The sequence below is a fragment of the Solibacillus palustris genome, assembly GCF_022549215.1.
In the GTDB taxonomy this organism is placed as follows: Bacteria; Bacillota; Bacilli; order Bacillales_A; family Planococcaceae; genus Solibacillus; species Solibacillus daqui.
In genome coordinates, this window is record NZ_JAKZFC010000009.1 from 90,785 (window position 1) to 111,725 (window position 20,941).

A 20,941-nucleotide genomic window follows, 5' to 3' on the forward strand; every position below is an offset into this window, starting at 1 on the left:
TCAATTAGTAAATGAGCTTTTTTCGTAAACAATTTTCCCAGCTACTACGGTTTTCAATGCCGTTGCTTGTAATATTTCCTCTGGCGTACAGGTTAACAAATCACAATCTAAAATCGTAAAATCCGCATCAAAGCCCTCTTTTATCAGTCCGCGCTCATGCTCCTTACAAATCGCTTGTGCACTACCAAACGTATACATTTTCACCGCTTCATAGCGCGTTAATTTTTGCTTAGGAGCATATCCATCATGTGTATCCGTGTTTTTTTTACGTTCCACTGCAGCATAAATCGTTTCAAACGGACTAATCGCTTCAATTGGTGCATCTGTACCTGCCGCACAAATTAACCCTTCCTCTATGAATGTTTTCCACGCATAGACATGCCCTTTCCGGTGATGCCCTAACTTTTCAAGCACCCACGGAAAATCAGACGTCACAAATGCCGGCTGCAAATCCAAAATAACAGGAAGCTTCTTTATACGCTGTAATTGGCTATCCGAAATATAGCAGCAATGAATTAAACGATCACGCTTTCCTTGTGGTACAGGATAATTCTCTAAATATGTAAGCACTTGCTCAACACCAGCATCGCCAATTAAATGAATCGCTACGGCCTCATTATATTTACGTGCTAATTGAACAAGCGTCTCTATTTGTTCATTCGTATGAATAAGCATTCCTTTATTTGTTGCGTCATTTGCATATGGTTCAAGAAGTGCGGCAGTTGAACCTCCAAATGAGCCATCTGCATAGAACTTCATCGCACCTGGCTCAATAAATGGTTCGTTAAACGCCGCATGTTGTTCATTCATCTGTTCAAATACGGAGTGATGGCGCAGTAAATTCACACGGAAGTTTTTATGCTCTCCAACTGTTCGCTGATATGCCGTTAATGGATTTGTATATTCTCCAAAATAGCCCATCTCCTCCGTATGACCACCTGTTAAGCCATAACGCTGCATATCTGCAATCGCAAGCTCTAGTGAATGTACTAGACTTTCAATGTACGCCTCGCCTTGCTGTTGGAATGTATCGGACACAACATTCATCGCTTGTTCATATAACAGGCCATCTAATTGCCCATCTTCCTTGCGTCCAAACTTCCCACCTTTAGGATCTTGCGTGGTAACGGAAATATTGGCTTGCTCAAGTGCTGCTGAATTCACGAGCGCAACATGGTGACAAATGCGGTTTAGATACACTGGGTTAGACGCAACTGTATCTAATTGTTCTATTGTAGGAATAGCACCATCTGTAAATTGATTTTCATTCCAGCCGTCCCCAATAAGCCACTGCCCCGGTTCTAGCTTATTCACTGCTTCACCGATCAATTGCAAAAGCTGTTCTCCACTTTTAGCTTTTGTTAAATCTAGGCGTTTCAGTTTTTCACCATGCCCTATCATGTGTAAATGACTATCTACAAAGCCTGGATACATTGTCATGCCTTGTAAATCGATTATTTCATCTGCTAACGGCTGTAAATTATCTAGTGTTCCTGTTGCAAGTATTTTTCCACTCTCAACAAGTACGGCCTGCACAACTTCCCACTCATTTTCCATTGTGTAAATAACGCCATTTGTCCACAGTTGCTTCATTATAATATCCCCATTCTACATACCAAAAACTTGTCGTGTATACGGCTCTCCAATATTCATATGGTCTAAAATGGATTCATATGAGCCTTTATAAATAAACGTAATTTCTTCGAGTTCCGAGAAATTTTCAAAATAGGATTTCGCCAATGTCTCGACAAACATTGCTGCTCCAGCCGAACCTTGAATGGTATAAACATCATCACCTAAATTTAAAATCAAGCTTTTATTGTCATTCTCAAAGGTATAATCTAATAGCTCCACATCATGCTTATTGACATTTTCAAAAATAAACGGTACAAAATCCGCATCATTGCCTGCAAACGTTACTTCAAATGGCATTGTATATTCCGCATTACTATCCGCTTTATAAAGTACAATTACTTCTGATTCTTCTAAGTTTCCTTGGCCAGTATTTGTAGGATTTTTTTCATCCGTTCCACAAGCAGCTAACACAACCGTCATTAATAGTACAAAAACTAACTTTTTCATGCGCTCCCACTCCTTATGATTTATTTACTTTACGATAACGAATAAAGTCTCTATTTTCAAATTAAAACCCCCTCATCGCTTATACGTATAAAGGGGGCATTTATCATTTTATATAGCTCTGAATTTCTTTAATAATATCTGCTAATTCACGATCTGTAGTTTGAATGCGAATAAACTCACTTTCTAATGCGTTGAACTCTTCAACAAAACGTTGACGTAATGCTTCATCATTTAATTGGTCATCTAAAAAGCCTCGTCCGCGCGCATCTAAACGCATTTGACGCTCCCCTTCTTCTACATCTAAATAGAAAATGTAATCTGGCTTGCGAATTGAGTACAGTTCTGTTTCGTATTCATATTTGGCATCTACACCTTTTGCTCGATGCGAAACAACTGTATCGATATAATGGCGAATACAATAAATATTGTTGTCATGCTCAGCCATTTTTTCATTGATTACTTCTGTTAATTGAACGTTTGACGCTAAATAGTATAAATAATGTGCTGTTGGTGACTGATGGAATAGCTTTTCATCAATATCATGACGATTCGATGAAAACGGATATGGCGGTGATTTTAATAATGAAGAACCTAAATCTTCAAAGTGTAATTGATCACCAACTGTGCTTGTACCACTTCCATCTAAACCTGTAATAACAACTAATTTACCCATGAAAGTTCATCTCCTTTCGAATCCTCAAAAATGTACCATATTTCACCTATTTCGTAAATGAAGCACGGCATAAATGTTCATTTTCTGTCACAATATTTACCAGTTAAATTCCAAGATAGAAAATAAAATATTTTCTAAAAATATTGACAATTATTATTCACTACACTAATATTAAGGAACACTAAATAATTTAAAACACGTAAAGGAGGCTATGGCTATGATGAACCCAATTGTAAAACCACATACAAATAACACAATATCATACAAGCCTACCTTAAACCTTTGTTTTAAATGTTCATTCGTACGTAAATAAAAGGCGCAGGTACGGTCATACTGTGCCCTTTTTCGTTTTGACACCTTTTCGAAAAATCGGATAGGTGTCTTTTTTGTTTGTATAACAGACAAAAACGACAAAAATTTAGTGAAGAAAATTTTGAGGAGGGCTTTGTATGATGATTTTCATGCAACGAAAACTATTAAGACAGGATCTCTACGATGATGGGTAGCTACTTAACAAACTTCAAAGAAAGAAGGTACACAGACCATGTTTAATGTATTTGTCAAACTGAAATGGTTTTTTAAAGAATACCGCAAGCAATACACCCTCGCGATTACATTACTAATGATAGCGAGTGTTGTCGAAATCTTGCCACCTTGGATTTTAGGTGAAGCAATCGACACGATGACAAATGGTGAAATGGATAATACACAACTATTCAAATACGTAGGGTTCACGCTAATTGCTGCAGTGGCGAGCTATTCGCTGAACTTTGTATGGCAATATCAGCTATTTGGTGGCTCTATTGCCTTGGACCGAATTTTACGTAAAAAATTAATGCATCAATTTTTAAAAATGACTCCAACGTTTTATGAAAAAAACCGTACTGGTGATTTAATGGCCAAAGCAACAAATGATTTAAATTCCGTTACATTAACAGCTGGTTTTGGGATTATGACGTTAATCGATTCAACTGTCTATATGGCACTAATTATTTTAGCTATGGGCTTCTTCATTTCATGGAAGCTAACATTTTTTGCAATGCTACCAATTCCAATCATGGCAATCATCATTCAATATCTAGGGAAAATTGTTCATGAGCGCTATATGACTGCACAAGAGGCATTCGGTGAAATGAATGATAGTGTATTAGAATCGGTTGCTGGTACACGTGTTATTCGTGCCTATGTTCAAGAAACAAAAGACGAACAGCGCTTCAGTGATATGAGTGAAAATATTTTTGCGAAAAATATGCGCGTTGCTTACATTAACGGTCTTTTCATGCCAATCACAAAAATTGGTACTGGGATTTGTTACGTTATCGCACTTGGTTACGGTGCTGTACTTGTTTCAAATGACCAATTAACAGTAGGACAGCTTGTATCATTTAATGTCTATTTAGGCTTAGCAATTTGGCCAATGTTTGCGATTGGGGAATTAATTAACGTAATGCAGCAAGGAAGTGCTTCTCTAGACCGTGTACAAGATACACTAGATTACGAGGCAGATGTAAAAAACCCATTAGCTGCAACAGCTTACGCAACACCAAACTCAATCGGATTCTCAGAATTCACATTCCAATATCCTTTATCTCAAGCGAAAAACTTACAGCAAATTTCTCTTAATTTACAAAAAGGGCAAACGCTTGGAATCGTCGGAAAAACAGGTGCTGGAAAAACGACATTCATCCGCCAGCTACTGCGTGAATATCCGCTTGGTGACGGGCACATCGTGATTAACGATACAGATTTGTCAAATATGAACAAAGAGCAAATTTTAGACTGGATTGGCTATGTGCCACAAGATCACGTGTTATTCTCACGTACGATTCGTGAAAACATTCTATTCGGTAAAGAAGATGCAACGAGGGCTGATATTGATGAAGCAATTCGTTTAGCAGACTTCGAAAAAGACTTAACAAATTTACCACTTGGCGTGGAAACACTTGTTGGTGAAAAAGGCGTTTCATTATCAGGTGGGCAAAAGCAGCGTGTATCCATTGCACGTGCACTAATTAAAGACCCAGAAATTTTAATTTTAGATGATTCGTTATCTGCGGTTGATGCGAAAACCGAATCAAAAATTATCGAAAACATTCAAACAGAGCGTGCTGGAAAAACGACCATTATTTCAACACATCGCTTATCCGGAATTCAACATGCCGACGAAATTATCGTGCTTGAGGATGGACTGATTGTAGAACGCGGTACACATGAAGAGCTTCTTCAATTAGGTGGTTGGTATAAAGAACAATTCGACCGCCAGCAGCTTGAGGAGGTGGGACAATGAGCACTTCAAAAAGACTTTACAACTATGCATTAAAATTTAAAAAGCCGATTTCCATCGGATTATTCTTACTAACGCTTGCGGTTGCAACGGATATCGCCGGGCCGTTTATAGCCAAGTATATTATTGACCATTACATGACACCAGGAAGTATCGAAGCGAAGCCAATCGTTATTTTACTAGCGATTTTCTTCTTACTTTCTGTTTTAACAGCCATGTTCCGCTATGCGATGAATATTTTCTTACAGCGCGGTGCGAACCACGTCATTCAACAACTACGTAAAGATGTGTTCGGACATATTCAAAAGCTTCCAATTGAATACTTCGATAACTTACCAGCCGGGAAAGTTGTTGCTCGTGTAACGAACGATACCGAGGCGATTCGCAATCTTTACGTAACCGTACTTTCTCAATTTGCCAATAGCCTTATTACGATTGCAGGGGTATATATTGCATTATTCATTTTAAATTGGAAAATGGCATTATTTGCACTGTTGCTAATTCCAATTGTCTATATATGGATGATTTTATATCGTAAATATGCATCGCAATACAATCACGTTATTCGTACAAAAATTGCAGATATTAACGCAATGATTAACGAATCGATTAACGGTATGACAATCATCCAAGCATTCCGTCGTGAAGATCAAATGAAGGTTGAATTCGATGAAATGAATGACGAACATTATGAATACAATCGTAAACTATTAATTTTAGATTCTGCGACAAGTCATAACTTAGTCAATATTTTACGACTGTCTATGTTTGCTGTATTTGTCTACTACTTCGGTACACAATCTATGACTTTACCAGAAGCTGTATCAGCCGGTACTCTATACGCATTCGTTGATTACATCACACGTTTATTCAATCCGATTACGAACATGGTCAACCAGTTCTCTCAATTAGAACGTTCACTTGTTGCCGGATCTCGTGTATTTGAGCTACTCAACCAAAAAGGCGAAACAGTAAGCTTACAACATATTGAGCGCTATAAAGGAAATGTTGTATTCGATAACGTATCATTTGCTTACAAAAACGATGAGTACGTATTAAAAAACATTCAATTTGAAGCAAAGCAAGGTGAAACGATTGCACTTGTTGGTCATACAGGTTCAGGAAAAAGTTCGATTATGAACTTATTATTCCGATTCTATGATCCGCAAAAAGGACGTATCGTTATTGATGGGCAGGACATTACAAAGCTGCCGCGCCAAGCGATTCGTGAGCATATGGGAATCGTATTACAAGATCCATATTTATTTACAGGAACAATCGCATCGAACATTAGCTTAAATGACGAACGTATCTCACGTGAAATGGTGGAAAAAGCGTTAGAGGCTGTTGGTGGTGAGCGTGTATTATCAAAATTTGAAAAAGGTATAGATGAGCCTGTTATTGAAAAAGGCAGTACGCTTTCTTCAGGGCAGCGTCAGCTCATTTCATTTGCACGTGCATTAGCGTTTGACCCAGCAATTTTAATTTTAGATGAAGCAACTTCGAATATTGACTCCGAAACAGAGGAAATTATTCAACACGCGATGGACGTATTAAAAAAAGGACGTACAACGTTCATCATCGCGCACCGCTTATCAACAATTAAAAATGCCGACAAAATTTTAGTATTAGACCGTGGTGAAATTGTTGAACAAGGAAACCACGATGAACTCGTTGCCCTAGGTGGTAAATATGAGCTAATGTACCGATTACAATCAGGTGCACTCACTTCATAAAACAAAAGGCGTATGGAACCTTCAAATGAAGACTCCATACGCCTATTTATTATTTTTGTAGCTTTTTATTCGGCCAATACGACCATTTCCCAAACACTGTAATAAGTGCTGGTACTAAAAGTGGACGAACAACAAATGTATCAAGTAAGATACCAACTGCTGTTACGATACCAAACTGTACTAACAACTGAATCGGTAATGATGCCAATACTAAAAACGTGCCTGCTAAAATTAATCCTGCCGATGTAATCACTGCACCTGTTGACGCAATCCCCTCACTAATTGCTTTTTTATGTGCAACACCGTTCTTCCGATTTTTCCAAATATCTGAAATCATGAAAATATTATAGTCATTTCCAAGCGCAATAATAAATACGAAGCTGTATAACGGTATCGCGCTTGCCATCGCCTCATGCCCTAAACCATAATGAATGATTAACCACCCCGCGCCAAGTGCCGAGAAGAATGAAATCACGACTGTAATCATCAATTGAATCGATGTAATAACCGCACGTAAATATACTAATAATACAACGAAAATAATTATAATCATGACTGGTTGAATGAGCTTTTCATCACCAAGCTGTACAACCTTTTTGTCTAACTGTGCGCTTGTTTCGCCACCAATCCAAAACTCACTACCCGTTAAATTATGATCCGCTAAAATCGTTTTTACATCCGTTTTCATTTGCTCGACGTCATCCATCGCGGCATTAGAATACGGATCTTTGTTTAATTCAATTTCATATAGTTGAATCTCGGCATTTTTTGAACCTGTACGCACATCCTTTACTAATCCAACGTAAGGTAAATCTGCTATTTGCTGTTGAATATTCAGCTCTGTACCTTGTGTATCAACTAATAACTGAACCGGTGCTAATTCGCCTGCTGTGAAATTTTCTTCGATAATTTTAAAGCCTTCACGTGATTGCATATCTTCTGGAAATGATGAAATTAAATCGTAATTGTATTTTATATTCGTTGAGGTAAATGCTAATCCGATTAAAATTGCACCCGCAACTACGATAACTAACCACGGTTTTGCCGTTACAATTTCCCCTACTGCACGCATAAAACGGTGATTTTCTTTTCGGGCTTTTAGCGATTTATTTTTCTTTTCCGCTTGTGCCTTTTCTGCTACCTCTGTACGAGGAACAAATGGCCAAAAAGCCGTGCGCCCTAAAATGCCAAGAATGGCTGGTAATAGTGTCACAACTGCAAAACCGGTAATAAGTACCCCAAAACTAAATGGGACAGCAAAGCGCTGGAATGCACCATAATCTGCCAACCCTAATGTAGCCAAACCGATAACAACGGTTAAACCACTCATAACAATGGCACCTGTTGATTCACGAACTGCCTGTGCAAGTGCTATAAATTTATTTTCCTCTATTAACAATTTGTCACGATAACGCGTGATTAAAAATAAACAATAATCTGTCCCAGCACCGAATAATAGTACAATCATAATCGATACTGCTTGTGCATCCTTATCAATCCAGCCATTTTCAGCCATTACCCCAAGTAATGGACTTACGACTAAAAAGGCAATTCCTACAACAACTAATGGAATGATCGCTAAAATTGGCGAACGATAGATGACAAGTAAGATGACTAAAATAATTATGACTGTTGCAATCATTAACTGTACATCAGCCGATTTAAAAAGGTCTGTTGCATCTACCGAAATCCCAACTGGACCTGAGAAGCGTGCATGTAAGCCTTCATCTTCTAACTTATTTTCGTATGGATTATCACCAAATTGCGCTTCTGTTTTTTCAGTTAACACTTGTAAATTTTCTTTTAATACTTCCGTCGTTTCGTCCGCTGAGAAGAAAATCGGTGTTACTAGCGCAGCGCCATTTTCTGATAGTGTACCCATTAACGCCTGCACAGGCATTTCATGGAATGGCGGCATCGTTTCTTGCCCCGGCAATGGGTTTTCCGCTAATTCTTTATAGAGCGCTTGAATATTTGTAACGTCTTGTTCTGTTAAGCCTGATTCGTTATACCATGTAATCAGTAACGGAATCCCGCTATCTGAAGCAAATTGCTCTTCAATTATTTTTCCAGCTTGAACCGATGTATACGTTTCTGGAATTTCTTCACCGGCATAGTTTTCTACACTATTAATTTGCGGGAAAACAAATGCCAACACTGCTGCAAAAACAATCCATAATGCTACAACAACCCAGCGAGTATTTTTCCCGCCCATCAAAATTCCCCATTTTTCTAATGGATGCTTGGACATAACCTTCAACTCCTTTATTATTTACTATCTATAAAATAAAAATTCCATACTCTACCACTACACAAATATTGTACAAAAACAGAAAAAAATATGGCAAGCAATTTCTTTTATGCTTCAATAGAAACAACTCTTATCATGAGAAAGTACAATTTTGCTAAAAAACTTTTTCCAATCAACACATTCCTGAGTGAACATACTCAATCTATTCTTATGCTCGATAATATAGCTCAATCCCATCCAGACACTGTATTTTTTAACGATAGGGTAGGCTCTGAAAAATATTACGAATCGTTCAAATTACAACCATTGAAGCTCTCCTATTCGATTCGTGATATTTTACCGCAATAAAAAAGGAATTGGAGGTTTATACGCTTCCAATTCCTTTTGTTTTAAATCATTTGTAATGTTGTCACACATGTTCCATCTTCATCAAACGTTGTTATCTCACCCGATACTTTCTTTCCATCGTGCACCATTTCAATAACAAACGCTTCGTTGCGTGGTAACCATAAATCGATGAAACCATTTTCTAATGTTGTTACTGTTTCATCAACAATAACCTCACCTTTTTCATTTTCAATGAAAACGTCAATATCTTTTGCGACAAGCTCTCCTCGGCAACCTGTTAAGCTGTGGTCTTTACAAGGATGTGTATTTGTAATATACGGTGCAATTGAGACGAAAAACTCATCCGTCGGTAATGCATAATGTGTTTCGTTCCCGTCTTTATCTGTCACGATTAGTTGTTGTGACGTAATCGATGCTTTTTCGTCTGTTGTTTTATTTGAACTATAGTTTTCAATTAACCCTTTAATATCATCGGTTTGCCCTTGTGTCACCGTCGTTTTAGCTTGCTGCTCGCCCTGTTGCGGTTGCTCGGTATTTGCTTTACTTTCTGTTTGTTGTTCATCACCACATGCTGCTAATACCGCTACTGCTAACAGACTCACTGCCACTAATTTCAACTTCATTTCATCTTACTCCAATCTTTTTTACTTTTATTGTAATTGAAGACAAATAAAATAGCTGTGAACAATATCGGAAGGTTGAAAAGCATACCCCTTTTTAGCTAAGGCTTTCATTTACTATTTAGTTGCTTTTTTATTCCAACTGTAGTCCTAGTAAAAATAAACTTAACAATTAAGATAAAAGAGCTGTAACGAAAAGAAATTCCCTTTTCACTACAGCTCCTTTTTAAAGTTTAAATTGTAAATTTTCTTCCTCTAATGCCATTTTTAAGATCGGCATCGTAGTAGGACCTACACCATGTAATGCTAAAATCTCTTTTTCACTATAATCGGCAAGCTGTTTAAGCGATGTAATTCCTTCATGTTGTAATGCATTACGAGCAGGCGATGATAGTCGTGCTAAGAAACCTTCTGTTGGCTTGTTTGCCTGCTCACATTTTGGGCAAGTGCCACAGTCTGTACATTTATAATAACGATGCCCCTTTGGACAAATGCGCAATGTTCGTTCGCGGTTCACCATAATTTACCCTCCTTAAAATGACTACTTCTTTCAATGTAGCGCATTGTACAATATATTGTCGACCGATGACTACTTGTCATTACATGAATGGAAAAAGCGAAATGATGCCTTTTCCTGTATTGGCGTTCTTTCATAAAGACTAAAAAATCCGCTGTACGAAAAATTCATACAACGGACGTTGGTTTATGCTTTTACTAAATGGTTGTCGGTTACATTACGAATCATATAATCAAACGCGCCGAGTGCAGCTGTTGCACCAGAACCCATAGAAATGACGATTTGTTTGTAAGCAGTATCTGTGCAATCTCCCGCTGCGAACACACCTGGAATATTTGTTGCACCGTGCTTATCAACGATGATTTCACCGTGCCCATTCATGTTTACAGCACCTTGAAGGAATTCTGTATTTGGTAATAAACCAATTTGAATGAACACACCTTCTAAAGCAATATGCTTTTCTTCTCCAGATACGCTATCGATATAAGTTAAACCATTTACTTTATCGGTACCTGTAATTTCTTTTGTTAATGCGTTTGTAAGAACGGTCACATTTTTTAATGAACGCACACGCTCTTGTAGTACTTTATCCGCCTTTAATTCCGCGCCACGTTGAATTAGCGTTACATGATTGACGATACCTGCTAAATCGATTGCCGCTTCAACACCAGAGTTACCACCACCGATTACTGCAACGTTTTTGCCTTTGAAGATTGGCCCGTCACAGTGTGGACAGTACGCAACTCCTTTGTTTTTAAATTGCTCTTCACCCGGTACATCTAATTGACGATAGCGTGCCCCTGTTGAAAGAATAACTGTTTTCCCTTTTAATACCGCACCGTTTTCTAATGTTACTTCCACGAAATCCTTTTTCTCGATTTTTGCTGCACGTTGAGACTTCAGTACATCAATATCATAATCTAATACGTGCGCCTCTAAGCTTGATACGAATGCTGGACCTTCTGTAGCCTTCGTTCCGATAATGTTTTCAATCGATAATGTATCATTCACCTGACCACCGAATCGGTCTGCTACGATACCTGTACGAATGCCTTTACGTGCCGAATAAATCGCAGCCGATGCACCAGCAGGACCACCACCAACAACTAATACGTCAAATGGATCTACATCAGCAAACTCTGAACCATCCGATACTTCACCAAGCTTCGTTAAAATTTCCTCTAACTCCATACGACCGCCACCGAAGTTTTCACCGTTTAAAAATACGGTTGGTACTGCCATAATGTCGCGTGCTTTAATTTCATCTTGGAACGCGCCACCTTCAACCATTGTATTGGAGACATTAGGATTTAACACGGCCATAATGTTTAATGCTTGTACAACATCTGGACAGTTATGACATGTTAAGCTTACGTATGTTTCGAATTTCATTGGTTGTTTAATCGCTTGAATACGTTTTACAACTGCCGCATCTACTTTCGGTGCACGACCAGAAACTTGTAATAACGCTAACACAAGTGATGTAAATTCATGCCCAAGTGGTAAACCTGCGAAAACAATCCCCGACTCTTCAGCTCCTACTTTGTCAATACTAAAACTTGGCGTACGTTCTAATAACGCGTGCTGCACCGTAATACGTGGGGACATTTTTTCTAATTCTTCTACAAGGTTTAACATATCTTGAGACGTTTTATCGTCGGCAACACTTACTTTAATAAGTAAATCGCCTTCAAGCATCGTTAAATACTGCTGTAATTGCGCTTTAATTTGATTATCTAACATAGCATTTGTTGCTGTGACTATAACGCACTATTGTTTTACCAAAAACAGCGCATATACACTCTCTCACAGCAAACAATTCACCTCTTTCCTGTATTATTTCATAAACAGAGAGCCAACCTATTTTAATTCCCTAATTAAAAACAGAGCGACAAAAATCAATCCATTAAGGTTAATTTTTGCCGCCATAAAAGTTTTATTAATTAACGAGTAACAGTTAGATTTTACCTACTAAGTCTAAGCTTGGTGTTAACGTTTCGCCGCCTTCTTGCCATTTAGCTGGGCAAACTTCACCTGGATTGTTACGTACGTATTGAGCTGCTTTAATTTTATTAACTAAAGTTGAAGCATCACGGCCGATACCACCAGCGTTAATTTCTACTGCTTGAACAACGCCATCTGGATCGATGATGAATGTACCGCGCTCTGCTAAGCCATCTTCTTCATTTAACACATCAAATGCTTTTGAAATTGTGTGTGATGGGTCACCAATCATGATGTACTCAATTGTACCGATTACATCAGAAGTGTCATGCCATGCTTTGTGTGTGAAGTGAGTGTCAGTTGATACTGAGTATACTTCAACGCCTAAAGATTTTAATGTAGCGTATTCGTTTTGTAAGTCACCTAATTCCGTTGGGCAAACGAAAGTGAAGTCTGCAGGGTAGAAGCAAACTACTGACCATTGTCCTTTGAAGTTTTCTGAAGTTACGTCGATGAATTCACCTTTTTGGAACGCTTTTGCAGCGAATTGTGCGATTTCTTTACCGATTAAAGCCATGTGTATTTCCTCCTTGAATGTATATAAATGATTAACATTATAATTATTATAAAATAATTATTATTACCGTTTAGATTATCTTATATTAACCAAATTTAGTCAACCTATTCGCTCTAGAAATAAAAAATCACTGCTTCAATTATTACCATTCTTGCTACAAATTTAGATTTAACCAATTTCCGTCAAAAGAACACAAAAAACTACTTAACGTATTTATTTTGTAAAAAGTCAATTTTATTTTTCTGTATACCTAGTGTATTTTTGTCTAAAATAATATTTTTGTATGACAAAGTTCATTTTTCCCAACATGAGAAAAGGGATTGTCCTAGAAGTATTTCTGGGACAATCCCTTTTCGCCGAGGATGGAGGCTTGCACTCTCCCGCTATTTTATTTGATTCTCGCTTAAGTGTATTTTTGCTCAATAATTGAGAACAGCTAAAATAATTTTTTTATGTGGGTTCATCAGAAAAGTTATCCTTTATCTAACCTAAAAAAAGCCAAAGTCGATTTCCCCGACTTTGGCTTTTTGTATACCGATTAGTTTGTAAATGATAATACAGCATTTGAGTACTTCGCTAACATTTTAGCAGCCTCATTTTTTGTTGTGTATTCGAACATACGAATATCGTTTGAATTATTGAAAATTGTTACTACCCACATGTTTTTTCGCTCCTTTTTATCAATTACGCCTTTGCGTAATTGCGTCGAGATTTTTTTCAAGCCTATTAAAAAATGCAACTTAAAACCTATGACATCCGCCGGGGTTTGACCCCACGCAAAAGCAAGTAAAAATTAGTTTGTGTATGATAAAACGGCGTTTGTATATTTTGCTAATTGTAAAGCTGCTTCATTTTTTGTTGTGAATTCGAACATACGAATATCATTTTGATTGTTAAATACTGTTACTACCCACATGTTTCATTTCTCCTTTTTTATAAAGCTATATAATAAAGTTGTTCATTCTCCAATGACATTTGCAACTTGTTGTATAACACCTTACTTGACTCTCATTCTACTCCGATTTTTAGAAAAGGAAAGCAATATTTTTAGCTTTTCACAATGTGTTCAAAAATAAACCGCTTTCTTTGAACACTTTGTGACACATGGATTTTTAACGAATAAAACGCAAATTAGAGAAAATTCCCACAAGCGAGCAACTACTGTTGTAGTACAGAAGAAAAGCGTTTCAAAACGATTTTTTTAAAGCTTCATATTTTAGGTGTATATATAAAATGAAACTTTGCTCGGTGGGGAGTTCTCATTGCCCACTTAGCTTTCTCCTGACACTTGTCAGTTTGCAGTGGGCGTCTATAAACAACAACAGCATACAGGATGTTCGGTACTAACCGCTTCATCCTGTATGCTTTTTCCTATCCATTACGTTTTAAATAACCCATTGCAGTATTTGTCCACTGTTCAACTTGTGCTTGACGTACTGGATCATCCACCGCTTTTTGCATCACTTTAGAAGTTAACGCCTGTGATGAATCACTAATTTCATTTAACACATCGCCTGTATTTTTCAAGGATTGTATAACTCCTTGCACAGTCTCTATTTTGTATTCAATATCATATTTCATTTTTTCTGCAGTTGCCGCCAAAAGCGTTGTTTGCGTTTGAATGCCGTTCATTTGCTTTTGAATACCTTCCGAATGTGCATGCAAAATCGACATTGTTTTTTTTATTGGCATTATGACTGCAATAATGCACACGATTAGTATTACAACAGCTAGTATTAATAGGATTACCGATGCTAATAGCCAACTATTCACCTTAACGCCTCCTACTCATTTTCTTTATTTTATTATATATACCCAGTTTCCCACTAGCGATAAGTAAATTTTTTATCCATATTCATGAGTTGTATGCTATTAGTATTTTTCAGAAAAACGGAAATTTTTATTTTATATATTGACAAGTGTTTTACTTGGATTTATTATAAGATTCATAGCAAATGACAACTACATATTTTCTTATCAAGAGAGATGGAGGGACAGGCCCTTTGAAGTCTCGGCAGCAGCTATACATAGCGTTGTGCCAAATCCTGCAAGTATACACTTGGAAGATAAGAGCAAAAGTAATGATAACTATTCAACTTTCGTATCTTATTTTCTAGATGCGAAAGTTTTTTTGTTGTCTCAAAAAGGCTTCGTATCAAGCATTATAGTAAAGGTGGGTTTTAAAATGATTGAATTTTCAAAAATATCAAAAGTATTTAAAACGAAAGATCGAGAAGTTCATGCTGTACGCGATGTCAATTTAACCATTGACCAAGGTGATATTTTTGGGATTATCGGTTTTAGTGGAGCTGGTAAAAGTACATTGTTACGCCTGGTGAATTTACTTGAAGCGCCTTCAACTGGCACCGTAAAAATTCAAGGAACCGATTTAGCAACACTATCTCAAAAAGACTTACGACAATTACGTCGTCGCATTGGGATGATCTTTCAAAATTTCAACTTAATGACGTCAAGAACGGTTGCCGGTAATATCAGCTATCCGCTGAAGTTAGCGGGCACACCAAAAGCAGAAATCGACCGTCGCACAGCCGAGCTTTTAAGGTTTGTTGGCTTATCTGAAAAAGCACGTGACTATCCTGAACAACTATCCGGTGGGCAAAAGCAGCGTGTTGGCATTGCTCGTGCGCTTGCAACAAATCCAGATATTCTAATCTGTGATGAAGCAACCTCAGCACTTGACCCAGAGACAACTGCTGATATTTTAAAGCTATTAAAAAGAGTAAATGAAGAATTCGGCATTACGGTTTTATTAATTACGCATGAAATGAACGTCATTCAATCCATTTGTAATCGAGTAGCCGTAATGGAGCAAGGACAAGTTATCGAACAAGGCGATGTTTACGATGTCTTTACGCAACCGCAGCATCCAACAACGCAGCGCTTTATTCAGTCGGTGCATCAGGACATTCCTTCTGAGCAAATTTTAAAAGAGTGGCAAAAATCAGGAGGACAGCATTTATACCGAGTATTGTTTAAAGGCTCGCTCACGCATAATCCTCTACTATCCGAAATTACGCAAAAACATCAAGTACCATTCAACATTATTTATGGTTCGGTACGCGAGTTACAAAATAAATTATTCGGTAACTTACTCATTTCGTTCCAAGGAAATGATGTTCAAGTTAATAAAGTAATCGACGAACTTTCACAGCAAGTTGAAATAGAGGAGGTACAATTACATGAAAGTTGATTGGAGTACATTTTGGCCGAGAATTATTGAAGCAACAGGCGAAACGCTTTATATGGTTATTCTAACGCTTGGTTTCGGCTCAATCCTTGGTATATCTATAGGAATACTTTTATTCGTAACACGAGAAAATAATATTTTAGAAAGTAAGCTAACGTTCAACTTACTCAATCTATTAATCAATATAGTGCGACCAATTCCATTTTTAATTTTCTTGGTAGCCATTTCCCCACTTACACGTATTGTAATGGGTACTACGATTGGTACAAGCGCGGCCGTTTTTCCAATGACCATTGCCGCTGCATTTGGAATTGCACGTATTGTAGAAACGAATTTAATTAGCATTGATCCAGGCGTAATTGAAGCAGCAAAAGCAATGGGTGCTAGCCCACTGCAAATTATCTTTACGGTATTAATACCAGAAGCATTAGGCCCACTAATTTTAGGGTTAACATTTGTCACAATTAGTTTAATCGATTTCTCAGCTATTGCAGGTACAGTTGGCGGCGGTGGGTTAGGTCATATCGCCATAACTTATGGCTATCAACGATTTGATGGTAGCGTCATGATAGTCACAGTTGTGATATTAATTGTTTTAGTTCAACTCGCTCAATGGCTTGGCAATACTTTAGCAAAAAAAATCTTAAGACGATAGGAGTTCAAAACTTATGAAAAAAATCTTATTAACAGCTGTTACAGCTTTATCAGCCTTTACTTTAGCAGCTTGCGGTGACGACAACGAGGTAGTAAAAATCGGGGTAAACGGTGCGGATGGTGCACAATGGCCCATTTTAGAAGAGAAATTAGAAAAAGAAGGCATCGAAATCGAGCTTGTAGAGTTCGCTGATTACACATTACCAAACAACGCATTAGCACAAGGTGAAGTTGATTTAAATGCATTCCAACATATTTCATTCCTTGCAAGCTATGTTAACGAAAGTGGCAATGAATTAATTCCGCTTGGCTCTACAGTATTTGCGCCGCTTGGTTTATATTCTGAAAAAATTACAGACATTAACGAAATCAAAGAAGGCGACAAAATTGCCATTCCAGATGATCCATCAAACCAAGCACGTGCATTACGCTTACTTGAGTCAGCAGGCTTCATTGAATTAGCTGAGGACTTTGGATTATTCGGTGATCCCACTAAAATTACAGCAAATAAATTAAATTTAGACATTATCCCAATGACAGCACAGCAAACACCTCAAGTATTACCTGACGTGGTAGCCGCAGTTATTAATAACGGTATTGCTGGTCAAGCAGGCTTAAATCCAGGTGAGGATCCTATCTACCGCGAATTAGCTGAGGATGAAAGTGTCTATCCATATGTCAACATCATTGCTGCTCGTGCAGAAGATAAAGACAATGAAGTGTACCAAAAAATTATCGAGCTTTACCATACAGAAGAAATTGAAAAAGCCATTAAAGATGATACAAATGGCGGTCAATTAATGACAATCTTAACGGACGAAGATCTACAAACAACTTTCGAAGACTTAAAGGTACAATCGAAATAAGAAGGGGGTATTTCCATGACAGTTACAGTTGATAACGAAACAATTATTGCAAAATCAGTACAAAAAAATAGCGAAAAATATATTTCTACAAGTAAGGCCATTCACGCGAATCCGGAAATCGGAAACAAAGAAGTGTTTGCAAGCGCACAGCTTGTAGCACTTCTAGAAGAAGCCAACTTTGATGTAACAACGGCGGTTGCTGGTCATGAAACTTCTTTTTACGCACAAAAAGATAGCGGCAAGCCTGGTCCGACAATTGCTTATTTAGCGGAATATGACGCTTTACCTGGTTTAGGTCATGCTTGCGGTCATAATATTATCGGTGTGACAAGTGTAGCTGCTGCAATCGCATTAGCCGATACACTATCTATTACTGGTGGTAAGGTGATCGTACTTGGTACACCTGCAGAAGAAGGCGGTCCAAATGGGAGTGCTAAAGGCAGCTTTGTACGTCACGGTTACTTAAAGGATGTTGATTTAGCATTCATGCTACACCCTTCTGGAAAAACAGGTGTGACAAATGAATCGCTAGCCGTTGATCCTCTTGATTTTCATTTTTACGGACAAGCCGCGCATGCATCAGCTTCACCCGAAGAGGGAATTAATGCACTAGATGCCGTTATTCAATTATTTAACGGCATTAACGCACTACGCCAGCATGTGCCATCTGATGTGCGCATTCATGGTATTATTACGCATGGTGGTGACGCACCGAATATCGTACCAGAATATGCATCAGCTCGCTTTTACATTCGTGCATCATCATGGCCGAAAACAGAAGAAGTTTCAAATAAAACACGAAAAATTGCTGAAGGTGCGGCACTTGCAACTGGGGCTACAGTGAAAATCGAACGCTTCCAAAACGAAGTAAAAGACCTTGTTGTCAACGAAGTAACGGATCGTATTTTAGCCGAAAAGCTAGGAGCACTTGGAGAAGATGTTCACCCACGCGGTCACCGTTCTCCAGGCTCAACAGATGCTGGAAATATTAGCTATGAAGTCCCTACTTCTCACGGCTATATTAAAATTGGACCAAATGATTTAATCGCACATACAAATGAATTCCGTGAAGCAGCAAATTCAAAGCATGGTTACCAGGCACTTATTACAGGTGCCATTGCTCTTGCTCAAACTGGCTATACATTTTTACAAAACCCTTCACTTATAGATGAAGCAAAGGTTGCACATCAGCAAGCACTAGAACAAAAAAATGCATAACTAAAAAACATCAACTCGCAGGAAAATAGCGCGAGTTGATGTTTTTCATATGTGGATTCTTTTGAAGACATTGTCCCAAAATTACGTATCGGGCGGTGTCCTCCTCTTATAAATAACGACGCGCACCTGAGTAATTCTTTTTATACGCACCTTGATTCATTGATTCAATTTTCACTTTAGAAGCATAGTGTGGGGCATGCAGCATTTTTCCATCCCCAACATAGAGCCCTACATGATATACCTCCCCTTTTCCTCCGTTATAAGCGAAAAATACGAGGTCGCCTGGCTTTAAATCTTTCTTTGCTACAGCTTTTCCTCCCGTTGCCTGATAAAACGAATCACGCGGAATCATAATACCATGTGTTCGGAACACACCATATAAAATACCCGAGCAATCATAACCCCAAGAGGACGTACCTGCCCACAAGTATGGTAAATCTAAAAAACGCTTTGCTTCTTTAATAATCGTATCGGCAGTTGGTTTTGCAATATCACTATACTTTTGATATGACTTGGCATCACTTTTCTTTAAGAGCTTAATGCCGTCACTTGGCGTTTCTACATAGTAATATGTATTATCTTCTTCTATTACAGGTAATATTGTGGCATAACTAATTTCTAAAAACTTCTTTTTCGTATCTTCATCTAATAACATCGTTTTCTTTGCAGTAATGATCGCCTTTGAGCAGTCATCATAATTTTTTGTCGTTGCAACAACATGCGTTACTGGAACCCAACCTGGATAACCCGCCTTTAAATACGGTACATATTGGTCTTTTGCAGCAATACGTTGCCACTTTCCTTTAGTTTCTAATAGCGACACTTCATCGCCATATAAAGCTTGTGTATCGGTTTTTCCTACTAACCATTTCTTTTGTGCCAATGATAATGAAGAAATCCACTTTTGCATTTCTACTGGATTTTTCGTTGAAGGATAGTCGACTTCACGCGCTTGATTCGATTGGTGCCATAAGTTTGTTACGGCCACATCGACTACATAACGCTTCTTACCAGTATCTATGGCACAGCTTTCATATACAGGCTGTTCCGGTTCGGTTATACGTATAGAAGGTTCAATAATTCGGGCTAAATACGAAGCAAACTGTCCACGTGTCATCATTGCATTTGGTTTAAATTTTTCATTTTTTGCCGGAATGATAATTTGATTGGCAATGAAGGCTTGCACAGCATTATAAGCATTATGATTTTTTGGGATATCCGCATAAGCTTGTGATGCTTCCCCAGTTAATCCATAAACTTGTGTTAAAAGTTTTACCGCTTGCGCACGTGTTACCTTGACATCTGGATTAAACTTTCCATCATAACCTACCATAATGCGGGCATTAAAAATTGCAGCAATTACTGGCATTCTTTCATCATTTGCAGCAATATCTGAATAGGTAGGAATATTATTGAACTCTGGTTCTAACTGTAATGTATGCATTAAAATTTCAGCCATTTCATACCGTGTAATTGGATCATTTGCTCGAAAGGCTTTATTTGGTGTCAAAGTTATTCCACCATAATCACTCAATACCATTAATTCTTCACTTAATTTCGAATTGTCCGGAACATCTATAAAAACTTGCGCCTGGCTAATTGTAACGGCACTTGTAAGTACGATAGTGATTACAAGCATTTGCAAAACTATTTTTTTAATCATCTCTCTACCCCGATCTCTTTTTCGACAACATTTCTTAATAATCTTTCTATAACCCTATTAAATATATACCCTTCAACTATAAATTTATAGCATAATTGTTAATTTATTCATATTTAATAATTTTTTTGAATATATATCTTATTTTATGTCAAAAAACATTTTTTCACGTGAAACAAATTACGACATATTGAGCTATGAATCGCTTTTCAAGTGAATGGATTTTTAAGCTAATAAAAAAAGGATGTAAAAAAAGAGATCCCTAAATTGTGGGAACTCCTTTAAGTATTTTAAAGTTAATAC

The 20,941-nt window shown here is 37.7% G+C and carries 18 protein-coding genes and 1 riboswitch; of the genes, 6 read left to right on the forward strand and 12 right to left on the reverse strand.

Annotated elements, in window-relative coordinates; genetic code table 11:
• The 3 genes from LZ480_RS17735 to LZ480_RS17745 form a co-directional block, all read right to left on the reverse strand.
• A complete protein-coding gene (locus LZ480_RS17735) occupies positions 1-1,593 on the reverse strand; it encodes an amidohydrolase (RefSeq protein WP_241370875.1) in 1,593 nt (530 codons plus the stop codon).
• A 15-nt stretch (positions 1,594-1,608) separates the two neighbouring features.
• Positions 1,609-2,082, reverse strand: a complete 474-nt coding sequence (locus LZ480_RS17740; protein WP_241370876.1) for a fructose-2,6-bisphosphatase — start codon at positions 2,080-2,082, stop codon at positions 1,609-1,611.
• Between the two features lie 103 nt (positions 2,083-2,185).
• A complete protein-coding gene (locus LZ480_RS17745) occupies positions 2,186-2,755 on the reverse strand; it encodes a nucleoside/nucleotide kinase family protein (RefSeq protein ID WP_241370877.1) in 570 nt (189 codons plus the stop codon).
• 544 nt (positions 2,756-3,299) lie between these two features.
• Between LZ480_RS17745 and LZ480_RS17750 the strand changes: the two genes are divergently transcribed.
• Positions 3,300-5,042 carry an ABC transporter ATP-binding protein gene (locus tag LZ480_RS17750; RefSeq protein ID WP_241370878.1) on the forward strand — a complete coding sequence of 581 codons (1,743 nt, stop codon included), beginning with the start codon at positions 3,300-3,302 and terminating at the stop codon, positions 5,040-5,042.
• Positions 5,039-6,775 carry an ABC transporter ATP-binding protein gene (locus LZ480_RS17755; protein ID WP_241370879.1) on the forward strand — a complete coding sequence of 579 codons (1,737 nt, stop codon included), beginning with the start codon at positions 5,039-5,041 and terminating at the stop codon, positions 6,773-6,775. The genes LZ480_RS17750 and LZ480_RS17755 overlap by 4 nt, the downstream gene beginning before the upstream one ends.
• A gap of 49 nt (positions 6,776-6,824) precedes the next feature.
• Here LZ480_RS17755 and LZ480_RS17760 read toward each other — a convergent pair whose 3' ends face one another.
• The 8 genes from LZ480_RS17760 to LZ480_RS17785 form a co-directional block, all read right to left on the reverse strand.
• The gene (locus tag LZ480_RS17760) at positions 6,825-9,026 is read right to left on the reverse strand and encodes an MMPL family transporter (protein ID WP_241370880.1); all 2,202 of its coding nucleotides are present in this window, start codon (positions 9,024-9,026) and stop codon (positions 6,825-6,827) included.
• Between the two features lie 389 nt (positions 9,027-9,415).
• Positions 9,416-9,997, reverse strand: coding sequence for a CueP family metal-binding protein (locus LZ480_RS17765; protein WP_241370881.1), 582 nt, complete (start codon positions 9,995-9,997; stop codon positions 9,416-9,418).
• Positions 9,998-10,220: 223 nt separating this feature from the next.
• Positions 10,221-10,511 carry an RNA polymerase alpha subunit C-terminal domain-containing protein gene (locus LZ480_RS17770; RefSeq protein ID WP_408641639.1) on the reverse strand — a complete coding sequence of 97 codons (291 nt, stop codon included), beginning with the start codon at positions 10,509-10,511 and terminating at the stop codon, positions 10,221-10,223.
• Between the two features lie 186 nt (positions 10,512-10,697).
• A complete protein-coding gene (ahpF, locus tag LZ480_RS17775) occupies positions 10,698-12,254 on the reverse strand; it encodes an alkyl hydroperoxide reductase subunit F (protein WP_241370883.1) in 1,557 nt (518 codons plus the stop codon).
• Between the two features lie 214 nt (positions 12,255-12,468).
• Complete coding sequence (ahpC, locus tag LZ480_RS17780) at positions 12,469-13,032, reverse strand: alkyl hydroperoxide reductase subunit C (protein ID WP_241370884.1); 564 nt, start codon at positions 13,030-13,032, stop codon at positions 12,469-12,471.
• Between the two features lie 538 nt (positions 13,033-13,570).
• Entirely contained in the window at positions 13,571-13,693 is a 123-nt protein-coding gene (locus LZ480_RS19950; protein ID WP_255731537.1) for a hypothetical protein, read from the reverse strand.
• 132 nt (positions 13,694-13,825) lie between these two features.
• Entirely contained in the window at positions 13,826-13,948 is a 123-nt protein-coding gene (locus LZ480_RS19955; protein ID WP_255731538.1) for a hypothetical protein, read from the reverse strand.
• Positions 13,949-14,403: 455 nt separating this feature from the next.
• Positions 14,404-14,805 carry a DUF948 domain-containing protein gene (locus LZ480_RS17785; RefSeq protein WP_241370885.1) on the reverse strand — a complete coding sequence of 134 codons (402 nt, stop codon included), beginning with the start codon at positions 14,803-14,805 and terminating at the stop codon, positions 14,404-14,406.
• Between the two features lie 198 nt (positions 14,806-15,003).
• A riboswitch (SAM riboswitch) is annotated at positions 15,004-15,105 on the forward strand.
• 112 nt (positions 15,106-15,217) lie between these two features.
• Here LZ480_RS17785 and LZ480_RS17790 point away from each other — a divergent pair.
• From LZ480_RS17790 to LZ480_RS17805, 4 genes are read left to right on the forward strand one after another with little or no spacing between them, the layout of a single operon-like run.
• The gene (locus LZ480_RS17790) at positions 15,218-16,243 is read left to right on the forward strand and encodes a methionine ABC transporter ATP-binding protein (protein ID WP_241370886.1); all 1,026 of its coding nucleotides are present in this window, start codon (positions 15,218-15,220) and stop codon (positions 16,241-16,243) included.
• Positions 16,233-16,895 (forward strand): methionine ABC transporter permease, encoded by a 663-nt coding sequence (locus LZ480_RS17795; RefSeq protein WP_241370887.1) that lies wholly within the window; start codon positions 16,233-16,235, stop codon positions 16,893-16,895. The genes LZ480_RS17790 and LZ480_RS17795 overlap by 11 nt, the downstream gene beginning before the upstream one ends.
• 13 nt (positions 16,896-16,908) lie before the next feature.
• Positions 16,909-17,760, forward strand: coding sequence for a MetQ/NlpA family ABC transporter substrate-binding protein (locus LZ480_RS17800; RefSeq protein ID WP_241370888.1), 852 nt, complete (start codon positions 16,909-16,911; stop codon positions 17,758-17,760).
• 15 nt (positions 17,761-17,775) lie between these two features.
• On the forward strand, positions 17,776-18,978 hold the full coding sequence (locus LZ480_RS17805; protein WP_241370889.1) for a M20 family metallopeptidase: 1,203 nt from the start codon (positions 17,776-17,778) through the stop codon (positions 18,976-18,978).
• Between the two features lie 106 nt (positions 18,979-19,084).
• Here the strand turns inward: LZ480_RS17805 and LZ480_RS17810 are convergent, their stop codons facing one another.
• The gene (locus LZ480_RS17810; protein WP_241370890.1) at positions 19,085-20,641 is read right to left on the reverse strand and encodes an NlpC/P60 family protein; all 1,557 of its coding nucleotides are present in this window, start codon (positions 20,639-20,641) and stop codon (positions 19,085-19,087) included.
• Positions 20,642-20,941: the final 300 nt, after the last annotated feature.

Excerpts from the sequence above, each read along its gene's own strand:
- LZ480_RS17790 (WP_241370886.1), top strand. The coding sequence starts at position 15,218 with ATGATTGAATTTTCAAAAATATCAAAAGTATTTAAAACGAAAGATCGA.
- LZ480_RS17810 (WP_241370890.1), bottom strand. The coding sequence starts at position 20,641 with ATGATTAAAAAAATAGTTTTGCAAATGCTTGTAATCACTATCGTACTT.
- LZ480_RS17740 (WP_241370876.1), bottom strand. The coding sequence starts at position 2,082 with ATGAAAAAGTTAGTTTTTGTACTATTAATGACGGTTGTGTTAGCTGCT.
- LZ480_RS17795 (WP_241370887.1), top strand. The coding sequence starts at position 16,233 with ATGAAAGTTGATTGGAGTACATTTTGGCCGAGAATTATTGAAGCAACA.
- LZ480_RS17745 (WP_241370877.1), bottom strand. The coding sequence starts at position 2,755 with ATGGGTAAATTAGTTGTTATTACAGGTTTAGATGGAAGTGGTACAAGC.
- LZ480_RS19955 (WP_255731538.1), bottom strand. The coding sequence starts at position 13,948 with ATGTGGGTAGTAACAGTATTTAACAATCAAAATGATATTCGTATGTTC.
- LZ480_RS19950 (WP_255731537.1), bottom strand. The coding sequence starts at position 13,693 with ATGTGGGTAGTAACAATTTTCAATAATTCAAACGATATTCGTATGTTC.
- LZ480_RS17800 (WP_241370888.1), top strand. The coding sequence starts at position 16,909 with ATGAAAAAAATCTTATTAACAGCTGTTACAGCTTTATCAGCCTTTACT.
- LZ480_RS17765 (WP_241370881.1), bottom strand. The coding sequence starts at position 9,997 with ATGAAGTTGAAATTAGTGGCAGTGAGTCTGTTAGCAGTAGCGGTATTA.
- LZ480_RS17760 (WP_241370880.1), bottom strand. The coding sequence starts at position 9,026 with ATGTCCAAGCATCCATTAGAAAAATGGGGAATTTTGATGGGCGGGAAA.
- LZ480_RS17750 (WP_241370878.1), top strand. The coding sequence starts at position 3,300 with ATGTTTAATGTATTTGTCAAACTGAAATGGTTTTTTAAAGAATACCGC.
- ahpC (WP_241370884.1), bottom strand. The coding sequence starts at position 13,032 with ATGGCTTTAATCGGTAAAGAAATCGCACAATTCGCTGCAAAAGCGTTC.
- LZ480_RS17755 (WP_241370879.1), top strand. The coding sequence starts at position 5,039 with ATGAGCACTTCAAAAAGACTTTACAACTATGCATTAAAATTTAAAAAG.
- ahpF (WP_241370883.1), bottom strand. The coding sequence starts at position 12,254 with ATGTTAGATAATCAAATTAAAGCGCAATTACAGCAGTATTTAACGATG.
- LZ480_RS17805 (WP_241370889.1), top strand. The coding sequence starts at position 17,776 with ATGACAGTTACAGTTGATAACGAAACAATTATTGCAAAATCAGTACAA.
- LZ480_RS17735 (WP_241370875.1), bottom strand. The coding sequence starts at position 1,593 with ATGAAGCAACTGTGGACAAATGGCGTTATTTACACAATGGAAAATGAG.